We start from the raw sequence: 8,281 nt of genomic DNA on the forward strand, positions 1-8,281 counted from the left end.
CGACGGTGCTGTCGGCGGGGATGAGCGGCGACCTGGAGAGCGCGGTCGGGCACGGCGCGACACATGTCCGTGTCGGCAGCGCGTTGCTCGGAATGCGCCCTGCGCTGCGGTAGCCTCACCACGACGGAAGCAAATTACATCAGTGTTGTTCAGGACGGCGTTCCCGTAGCCGGGGGCCGTGACGGGCGGACCGCGAACCGCACGTCAGGGGATTGCCGATCCGGTCCGGTGGGCATGATCGTCCACTCGTGATCAAGCGACACGGCACGGGGGCGCGTGCCGCACGGCGGACGGAAGGGCGCGGGGATGGGTGCACTGCGCAAGGCGGGGGTCTGGCTCGGTCTCGTCGAGGAGGACGACGAGCGGGCGTACGAGGACGGTGGCTACGACAAGGGTGGCTACCGGGACTCGTCGCGCTACCGGTCGAGCCGGTACGCCGAGGAGTTCGCCGACGAGGACGACGACGAGGCCGAGGAGCCGCCGACGACGCGCAGCCGGCTCGGCGAGCGGGGTCGGCTGTCCGAGCGCGCCTCCAGCCGCGCCGCCGACGTCGACCGGGCCGAGACCGAGCGGCCGGAGCGGGCCGAGCGGTCCAGCGTGCGGTCGATCACCCGGTCCTCCGGCGGTGACACCTCTGGTGCCCTGACCTACCACACCCGGGACAATCTCGCCCTCGCGCCGCAGGCCCAGCCGCGCGAGCGGGAGCGGGTGGCGCCGGAGGACGAGCAGCGCTACCAGATCACCACGCTGCACCCGACCACGTACCGCGAGGCGCGGACCATCGGCGAGCACTTCCGGGACGGCGTACCGGTGATCATCAACCTCACCGAGATGGACGAGGCGGACGCCCGCCGGCTCGTCGACTTCGCCGCCGGGCTCGCGTTCGGTCTGCGCGGTACGATCGAGCGCGTGACCAACCGGGTGTTCCTGCTCTCACCGGCCAACGTCCAGGTCACCGCGGAGGACAAGGCCAAGATCGCTGAGGGCGGCTTCTTCAGCCTGAGCTGAGCCGCACGACCGAGGGACGTCGCCTGCCGTGTTGTCGATCCTGTTCCAGGTGCTCTACCTGCTGCTGTACATCTTCCTCATTGTCCTATTGGCGCGATTTGTTCTCGGGGCGGTGCTGGCCTATGGTCGCCGCTGGCAACCGGGACGGGGAGCGTCGGCGGGACTGGAAGTCGTGTGGAGCGTCACTGATCCGCCCCTGCGAGCGTTGAGGCGTGTGATCCCACCACTGCGAATTGGTACCGTGAGCATCGACCTGGCCTCCCTTGTGCTCCTGGTTATCCTGTTCGTGCTGATGGAGTTCGTGTTTAGGCGCCTGATCTTCGCGTTTGCCTGACCAGAGCGCTTTCGCGGCCGCAACTGACCCGAGGAGTTTCGATGCCGCTGACCCCGGCCGACGTCCACAACGTCGCCTTCAAAAAGCCGCCGATCGGCAAGCGGGGGTATGACGAGGAGGAGGTCGACGCCTTCCTGGACGAGGTCGAGCGTGAGCTGGCCCGTCTGATCGAGGAGAACAACGAGCTGCGCGCCCAGGTGGAGCGCGGCGGTCGGGGTGGCGCTCCCGCCGGCCCCGGCGGTGACGCCCGCCTCGCGGCGGAGCTCAACGACGTCAAGGCCCAGCTCGACCGGGTGCAGCGCGACAAGGCGGCCGCCGAGCAGGCGGCCCGCGCGATGCAGGCCGAGCTGGAGCAGGTCCGCGCGCAGGGCGGCCCGGCCGGCGTGACCGGTGACGGCGAGCAGCAGGCGCTGCGGGTGCTCATGATGGCCCAGCGCACCGCCGACGACCACGTCTCCGACGCCCGTCGCGAGGCCGACCAGCTGCTCTCCGAGGCCCGTTCGAAGGCCGAGGAGGTCACCCGGGAGGCGCGCGCCAAGGCCGACGCCCTGGAGCGGGACGCCCGCCAGCGGCACCAGGAAGCCATGGGCGGCCTGGACGCCAAGCGCACCGCGCTGCAGAAGCACATCGAGGAGCTCAAGCAGTTCGAGCGCGAGTACCGCACCCGCCTCAAGGCGTACCTGGAGAGCCAGCTGCGTGACCTCGACGGTCGCGGCCAGGGTCTCGAGGTGGAGATGAACCGCGCCGAGGGCACCCGTGCCACCGGCAGCAACGGTCTCGCCGCGGCCGGCCTCGCCGGCTCCTACGGCGGTGGCCGCGCGGGCTCGCTCGAGTCCGGCCGCTGATCCCGCGTCGGTGGTCGTCCCCGTGACGGCCACCGACCGCCCAGACCGACACGACGCGGCCGGGGGTGAGCCGTGGTAGCCGCCAGCATCCTGCTCATCCTCGTCGCGGTCGTGCTGCTGATCGCCGGTCTCGCCGGCGGATCCAGCCTCCTGCTCATCGTCTCGATCGCGGCCAGCCTGCTGTCCGCCGTCGCCTTCGTCGCGTTCGCCCGCCAGGCCGCCGCGGCGAGGGCAACGGCCGGCCGGGAGACCGGACCGCGACCACGGACCGCGCACACCGTCCCGTCCCCGGACGAGCCGGTGAGCCCGGTCCCGCACCACACGTCCACGGCCGGCGCCGGTGGATCCGGGTGGCGGCAACCGCCCGGATCGCCGGTGACCGAGCCGGACGACGCCCCGCCGCCCGCGTACTCGCCGCCGGCCGAGCCGTCCGACACCGGGCCGTACGAGGCCGGGCCGTATCCGCCGGCGTTCGACGCCGAAGCCGGGCCGTACACACACGCGTTCGAGGCCGAGCCCGCCGGGCCGTACGCGGCACCGCTGGACACGGATCCGGTGGACGCGGACCCGGTGGTCGCGGACGCGGCGCCCTACTCGCCGCCCGGCCCGCGCGTGCCGGAGACCGCCCGGCCCACCTCGCCCGCGCCGGGCGAGGCGTTCGACGGCGACCCGCCCGCCGAGTACCTCTCCACCGGTGACGTCGCCCGGCTGGTCCGGCTGCCGGGTGACGTCCTGGTGGTCGACGGCCATCCCCGCTTCCACCTGCCCGGCTGCCCGCACCTCGTGAGCCGGGAGGACGAACCGCTGCCGGTCGCCGAGGCGGTGGCGCTGGGCTTCACCCCGTGCGCGCACTGCGAGGCCGCCACCACCCTGCTCGCCGAGGCCCGGCCGCGCTGACCATGACGATCGCGGACGACACACTCACCGTCGCGGTGCGGGTGAAGCCCGGGGCGGCCCGCGCCCGGGTGGGCGGGCGGTTCGACGGGCCGTACGGTCCCGCGCTCGTCGTCGCCGTGCACGCGCCGGCGGTGGACGGCCGCGCCACCGAGGCGGCCCGGCGCGCGCTCGCCGACGCCCTCGGCGTCCGCCCGGCGACCGTGTCGCTGCGCTCCGGCGCGGCCAGCCGGGACAAGCTGTTCCTGGTCGAGCGCCCGCACGACGGGCTGCCCGAGGTGCTGCGCCGGCTGCGCGACGGCAGCACGGCGTGAGGTCCGGTCGGGCCGGCCGGCGATGACCCCGGGGCTCGACGTCGCGCTGCTCGTGGGCGCCGCCGTGCTGCTCGTAGCGGTGGGCGCGGTGCGGTTCTCCACCCGGCTCGGCGTACCGAGTCTGCTGGTCTACCTGGCGCTCGGCGTCCTGCTCGGCGAGGCTGGCCTGGGCATCCGGTTCGACGACGTCGAGTTGACCCGCGTGCTCGGCTTCTGCGCGCTCATCGTGATCATCGCGGAGGGCGGCCTGACCGCCCGGTGGACCACGTTGCGGCCGGTGCTCGGCCTGGCCGCGGCGCTGTCCACGGTCGGCGTCGTGGTCAGCATCGTGGTCGTCGGCGTGGTGGTGCACCTGCTGCTCGGCCTGGACTGGCGGCTGTCGCTGCTCTACGGCGCGGTGCTCTCCTCCACCGACGCGGCGGCCGTGTTCGCCACGCTGCGCCGGCTGCGCCTGCCGCCCCGGCTGGTGGCCGCGCTCGAGGCCGAGTCCGGGGTGAACGACGCCCCGGCCGTGCTGCTGGTGCTGCTGCTGTCCCGCGCCGGGGTCGAGGCCGCCCACCCCTGGTGGTACGAGGTGCTGCTGCTCGGCTACGAGCTGAGCGCCGGCGCGGCGGTCGGGGTCGGCGCCGGGCTGGCCGGCCGGTACGCGCTGCGCCGGGCCGCGCTGCCGTCGGCCGGCCTGTATCCGATCGCGGTGGTCGGCTTCACCGTGCTGGCGTACGCGGCCGGCTCGGTGCTGCACGCCTCGGGCTTCCTCGCCGTGTACGTCGCGGGCGTCCTGCTCGGCAACTCCCGGCTGCCGCACCGCCAGGCGATCCTCGGGTTCGCCGACGGGCTGGCCTGGCTGGCCCAGATCGGCCTGTTCGTGCTGCTCGGGCTGCTGGTCTCGCCGAGCCGGCTGGACTCGGCGGTGCTGCCGGCCGTGATCACCGGGCTGGCGCTGCTGCTGCTCGCCCGGCCGCTGTCGGTGGCGGTCTCCGCGCTGCCGTTCCGGGTGAACCTGCGCGAGCAGGTGTTCCTGTCCTGGGCCGGGCTGCGTGGCGCGGTGCCGGTCGTGCTGGCGACCATCCCGCTGTCGCTGCACGTGCCGGGGGCTGATCGCCTGTTCGACGCCGTCTTCGTCCTGGTGGTGATCTTCACGTTGCTCCAGGCCGGGACGCTGGCGCCGGCGGCCCGGCGGCTGGGTGTGACCGCGCCGGCCGAGGCGAGCGAGATCCTGCTGGAGACCGCTCCGCTGGAACGGATGCGGGCCGACCTGCTCCAGCTCGAGGTGCCGGCCGGGTCGCGGCTGGCCGGGGTGCACGTGGACGAGCTGCGGCTGCCGGTCGGCGCCGCGGTGACGCTGGTGCTGCGGGACGGGGTCGGTTTCGTGCCGGGCGCTGACACCCGGCTCAAGGTCGGGGACAGCCTGCTCATCGTCGCCACCGCCGGAGTACGGGACGAGACCGAGCGGCGGCTGCGGGCGGTGAGCCGCCGGGGCCGGTTGGCGAAGTGGTTCGGGGAGTACGGCGAGGAGACGGCCCGCTGATCTGCTACCGTTCCTTTTGCCCCGATTGATGGCAGTCCGGGGCGGAAACGTGGGACGACGGTGCGGCACGTTGTCGGACGCCTGTACGTTCCGTATTCTTGCCAACCTCCGGAGTGCACGGCGGGCCCGCTCGCCGTGCACCCTTCCGTACGCGGACGACGCCGACGACGGCGTCTCCGCCCACGCACCGCTGACCGCCGCTCCGCGCGGCTGAGGGAGCTGACGATGGCGAAGCCAGCCGACACCAGGACCGCCGGTCGCAAGCCGGTGGCGAAGGCCACCCGCAGTGCGGCGGAGACCGAGAAGATCCGGGCCGCCCTGGCGGCACGGCGGGACGAGCTGAACGCCGAGTACGATCAGACGCTGAGCGAGATCACCGAGCTGCAGCGCGACCGGCTGACCGACTCGGCCGGGGACGACCAGGCCGACACCGGGACCAAGACGTTCGAGCGGGAGCAGGAGATCTCTCTCGCCAACAGCATCAAGGAACGGATCACGCAGGTCGAGCGCGCGCTGGAGCGCCTCGACGAGGGTGGCTACGGCTGGTGCGAGCGGTGCGGCAACCCGATCCCGGTGGAGCGGCTCGCCGCGTTCCCGTCGGCCACCCTCTGCGTGACGTGCAAGCAGCTGGAGGAGCGGCGCTGATCACCGCTCCCCGGCGGCCGTACGGCAGACGGTGACCGCACCGTCGCGAGCGTCGATGGGGAGCAGATGACCGCAGCACCGCCCGCCGGGGCCGGCACCACCGAGTCGGGCGCCGGCGCGCCCCGCCGTAAGGCCGTCGGCCTGCTGCTCGGCGTGTCCCTGTTCTCGCTGCTGGCGGATCTCGGCACGAAGCAGCTCGCCCTCGCCGAGCTGACCGGCCGGGAGCCGGTGTCGCTGCTCGGCGGCACCGTCTACTTCAGCCTCACCCGCAACAGCGGCGCGGCCTGGAGCATCGGCTCCGACCACACCTGGGTCTTCCCGATCATCACGTTCGTGGTGATCGGGTGGATCACCTGGATGGCGCTGCGGCTGCGCTCGCTGCCGTGGGCGGTGTCGCTGGGCCTGGTGCTGGGCGGCGCGCTGGGCAACCTGATGGACCGGATCTTCCGCGCGCCCGGCCACTTCGTCGGCCACGTGGTCGACATGATCAGCCTGTTCGACCCGTACGGCCAGGTCTGGCCGGTGTTCAACCTGGCCGACAGCTCGCTGGTGTGCGGCGTGGTGCTCGCGGTCTTCCTGGAGCTGACCGGCCGGCAGCGCGACGGCTCCCGGCTGCGCGACGAGAAGCGCGACGACACCGCCCCGGCCGAGCAGCGGGAGAGCGCGTGACATCCGCCTTCGCCGCCGGCGGCGACACCCGTTCCCTGCCCGTGCCCGACGGCCTCGACGGCATGCGCCTGGACCAGGCCGTGTCCCGCCTGTTCGGGCTCTCCCGCACCGCCGCCGCCGGCCTGATCGACGCCGGGGACGCGCTCGTCGACGGCGTGGCCCGGCCCAACTCGCACAAGGTCAAGGCGGGCTCGTGGCTGGAGGTCACGCTGCCCGCGCCGGCCGCGCCGCCGGCAGTGGTGCCGCAGGCCGTGCCCGGCCTGACCGTGGTGTACGCCGACGACGACATCGTGGTGGTGGACAAGCCGGTCGGGGTGGCGGCGCACCCGAGCCCGGGCTGGACCGGCCCCACGGTGATCGGCGGGCTGGCCGGCATCGGTCACCGGATCTCCACCAGCGGCGCCGCCGAGCGGCAGGGCGTGGTGCACCGGCTCGACGTGGGCACCACCGGGATCATGGCGGTGGCCAAGAGCGAGCGCGCGTACACCGCGTTGAAGCGCGCGTTCAAGTACCGCGAGGTGGAGAAGCGCTACCACGCCGTGGTGCAGGGCCACCCGGACCCGCTGCGCGGCACCATCGACGCGCCGATCGACAGGCACCCGCACCACGACTACCGCTGGGCGGTGGTCTCCGGCGGCAAGCCGAGCATCACCCACTACGACACGCTCGAGGCGTTCCCCGCCGCCAGCCTGCTGGACGTGCGGCTGGAGACCGGGCGTACGCACCAGATCCGGGTGCACTTCTCCAGCATGCGGCACCCCTGCGTGGGCGACCTGACCTACGGCGCGGACCCGACGCTGTCGGCCCGGCTGGGGCTGTCCCGGCAGTGGCTGCACGCCCGCTCGCTGAGCTTCGCGCACCCGGGCACCGGCGACGAGGTGACGTTCGTCAGCGAGTACCCGGACGACCTGGCCCGGGCGCTGGAGATCCTGCGCGACTGACGTGAGCGACGATCCCGCGCCGCCGCGCCGGTCCCGGTCCGCCGCGCTGACCTGGGTCGCGCTGGCCTGCGCACTCGTGGTGCTGGTGGTGGCCGTGGCGCAGCGGCGGGACGGCCCGGTGAGCGACCGCACCGTGGGCGAGGTGACGAGGGTCGGCGTGACCGACGGCGCGAGCATCCCGGCGTACCTGCGCGCCGCCGGGGACGAACTGGCCCGCCTCGACGCGCCGGACGGCTACGCGCTGGTGTCGTTCGACGGCTACCTGACCCCGGCGCGGGCCGCCGCCGCGCTGGACGGCACGCGGGTCTCGGCGGTGGTGACGCGGGTGCCGCTGCCCGGCCGGCAGACCGAGATCGTCCGGATCGCGGCGCTGCGGCTGCCGCAGGACGTGGTGGCCGGCATGGCCGGCGTCGCGACGCGCAAGGACCGGGAGGCCGCTGACTACCGCTCCCGCGCCGCCGCGACCACCGCCGATCCGGACCTGCGCCGGGTGTACGACAGCAGCGCGGAGGTCGCCGCCCGCGAGGCGGAGGCGTACCGGACCGGCTGCGCCTGCGTCTACGCCGCGGTCGTGAGTGCCGCGCCGGACGCCCTGCGCGCGCTCACCGGGCGTCCGGGCGTCCGGGCGGTGGACCCGGCGCCGGAGGTGCGCCGCCTGGACCGGACCGTGTTCACCCCGCCGCTGCCCGAACAGCGGGACGTGGTCCGGCCGCCGGCCGACACCGGACCGGCCGAGGCAGGCGGAATGGGTGATTCGTCGGAAGCTGCACGGACGGTGAGCGGACCTTCACCCACCGCCCCCGCGCCCGCCGCCGGCTCCGGGACGCCCAATCCCGCTCCCACCTCCTGAGACATCGGGGTACGCGGTGACCCGGCCGATCCCATGGTGCGGCGGACCACCGGGCGATGTGCGGCGCGGGGAGTGGTCCGAATAGGGTTTCGTTCGTAGCCTGTCAGGCGGAGATCGATGGGCTGGGGGAGGGCGAATCCTTGGACGGCAGCGAGACCGGCTGGGGTCGGCAGGGCGAGCCGGCACCGCGGTGGCGGGCGCTGCTCGACCGGGCCCGGCTCGGCGGTCGCGGCGCGGAGCACGCCGACGCCGA

The 8,281-nt window shown here is 74.0% G+C and carries 10 protein-coding genes and 1 pseudogene; all 11 read left to right on the forward strand.

All coding sequences use genetic code 11. The features are described 5' to 3' along the window. Window positions 1-113 (forward strand): annotated as a pseudogene (locus ACPCK6_RS28730) (YggS family pyridoxal phosphate-dependent enzyme); the annotation flags it as partial. A gap of 193 nt (window positions 114-306) precedes the next feature. After that, the gene (locus ACPCK6_RS28735; protein ID WP_396882277.1) at window positions 307-1,008 is read left to right on the forward strand and encodes a cell division protein SepF; all 702 of its coding nucleotides are present in this window, start codon (window positions 307-309) and stop codon (window positions 1,006-1,008) included. Between the two features lie 28 nt (window positions 1,009-1,036). Beyond that, window positions 1,037-1,342 carry a YggT family protein gene (locus ACPCK6_RS28740; RefSeq protein ID WP_013287596.1) on the forward strand — a complete coding sequence of 102 codons (306 nt, stop codon included), beginning with the start codon at window positions 1,037-1,039 and terminating at the stop codon, window positions 1,340-1,342. Window positions 1,343-1,383: 41 nt separating this feature from the next. Then, window positions 1,384-2,187, forward strand: coding sequence for a DivIVA domain-containing protein (locus ACPCK6_RS28745; protein ID WP_135241278.1), 804 nt, complete (start codon window positions 1,384-1,386; stop codon window positions 2,185-2,187). A gap of 300 nt (window positions 2,188-2,487) precedes the next feature. Then, window positions 2,488-3,084 (forward strand): hypothetical protein, encoded by a 597-nt coding sequence (locus ACPCK6_RS28750; RefSeq protein ID WP_423482771.1) that lies wholly within the window; start codon window positions 2,488-2,490, stop codon window positions 3,082-3,084. A 2-nt stretch (window positions 3,085-3,086) separates the two neighbouring features. Further along, entirely contained in the window at window positions 3,087-3,395 is a 309-nt protein-coding gene (locus ACPCK6_RS28755; RefSeq protein ID WP_120568830.1) for a DUF167 domain-containing protein, read from the forward strand. A 22-nt stretch (window positions 3,396-3,417) separates the two neighbouring features. Beyond that, on the forward strand, window positions 3,418-4,923 hold the full coding sequence (locus ACPCK6_RS28760; protein ID WP_396882275.1) for a potassium/proton antiporter: 1,506 nt from the start codon (window positions 3,418-3,420) through the stop codon (window positions 4,921-4,923). Window positions 4,924-5,148: 225 nt separating this feature from the next. Further along, entirely contained in the window at window positions 5,149-5,568 is a 420-nt protein-coding gene (locus ACPCK6_RS28765; protein WP_018785248.1) for a TraR/DksA family transcriptional regulator, read from the forward strand. Between the two features lie 66 nt (window positions 5,569-5,634). Further along, complete coding sequence (gene lspA / locus ACPCK6_RS28770; RefSeq protein WP_396882273.1) at window positions 5,635-6,237, forward strand: signal peptidase II; 603 nt, start codon at window positions 5,635-5,637, stop codon at window positions 6,235-6,237. Beyond that, window positions 6,234-7,178, forward strand: coding sequence for an RluA family pseudouridine synthase (locus ACPCK6_RS28775; RefSeq protein ID WP_135241274.1), 945 nt, complete (start codon window positions 6,234-6,236; stop codon window positions 7,176-7,178). The genes lspA and ACPCK6_RS28775 overlap by 4 nt, the downstream gene beginning before the upstream one ends. 1 nt (window position 7,179) lies before the next feature. Continuing rightward, window positions 7,180-8,028 (forward strand): hypothetical protein, encoded by an 849-nt coding sequence (locus ACPCK6_RS28780; RefSeq protein WP_423482770.1) that lies wholly within the window; start codon window positions 7,180-7,182, stop codon window positions 8,026-8,028. Window positions 8,029-8,281: the final 253 nt, after the last annotated feature.

The sequence above is a fragment of the Micromonospora sp. AB353 genome (assembly GCF_049538395.1).
Classification (GTDB): domain Bacteria; phylum Actinomycetota; class Actinomycetes; order Mycobacteriales; family Micromonosporaceae; genus Micromonospora; species Micromonospora aurantiaca.

Coding starts and splice junctions, on each gene's coding strand:
- ACPCK6_RS28735 (WP_396882277.1), top strand. CDS start 307: ATGGGTGCACTGCGCAAGGCGGGGGTCTGGCTCGGTCTCGTCGAGGAG.
- ACPCK6_RS28760 (WP_396882275.1), top strand. CDS start 3,418: ATGACCCCGGGGCTCGACGTCGCGCTGCTCGTGGGCGCCGCCGTGCTG.
- ACPCK6_RS28755 (WP_120568830.1), top strand. CDS start 3,087: ATGACGATCGCGGACGACACACTCACCGTCGCGGTGCGGGTGAAGCCC.
- ACPCK6_RS28765 (WP_018785248.1), top strand. CDS start 5,149: ATGGCGAAGCCAGCCGACACCAGGACCGCCGGTCGCAAGCCGGTGGCG.
- lspA (WP_396882273.1), top strand. CDS start 5,635: ATGACCGCAGCACCGCCCGCCGGGGCCGGCACCACCGAGTCGGGCGCC.
- ACPCK6_RS28745 (WP_135241278.1), top strand. CDS start 1,384: ATGCCGCTGACCCCGGCCGACGTCCACAACGTCGCCTTCAAAAAGCCG.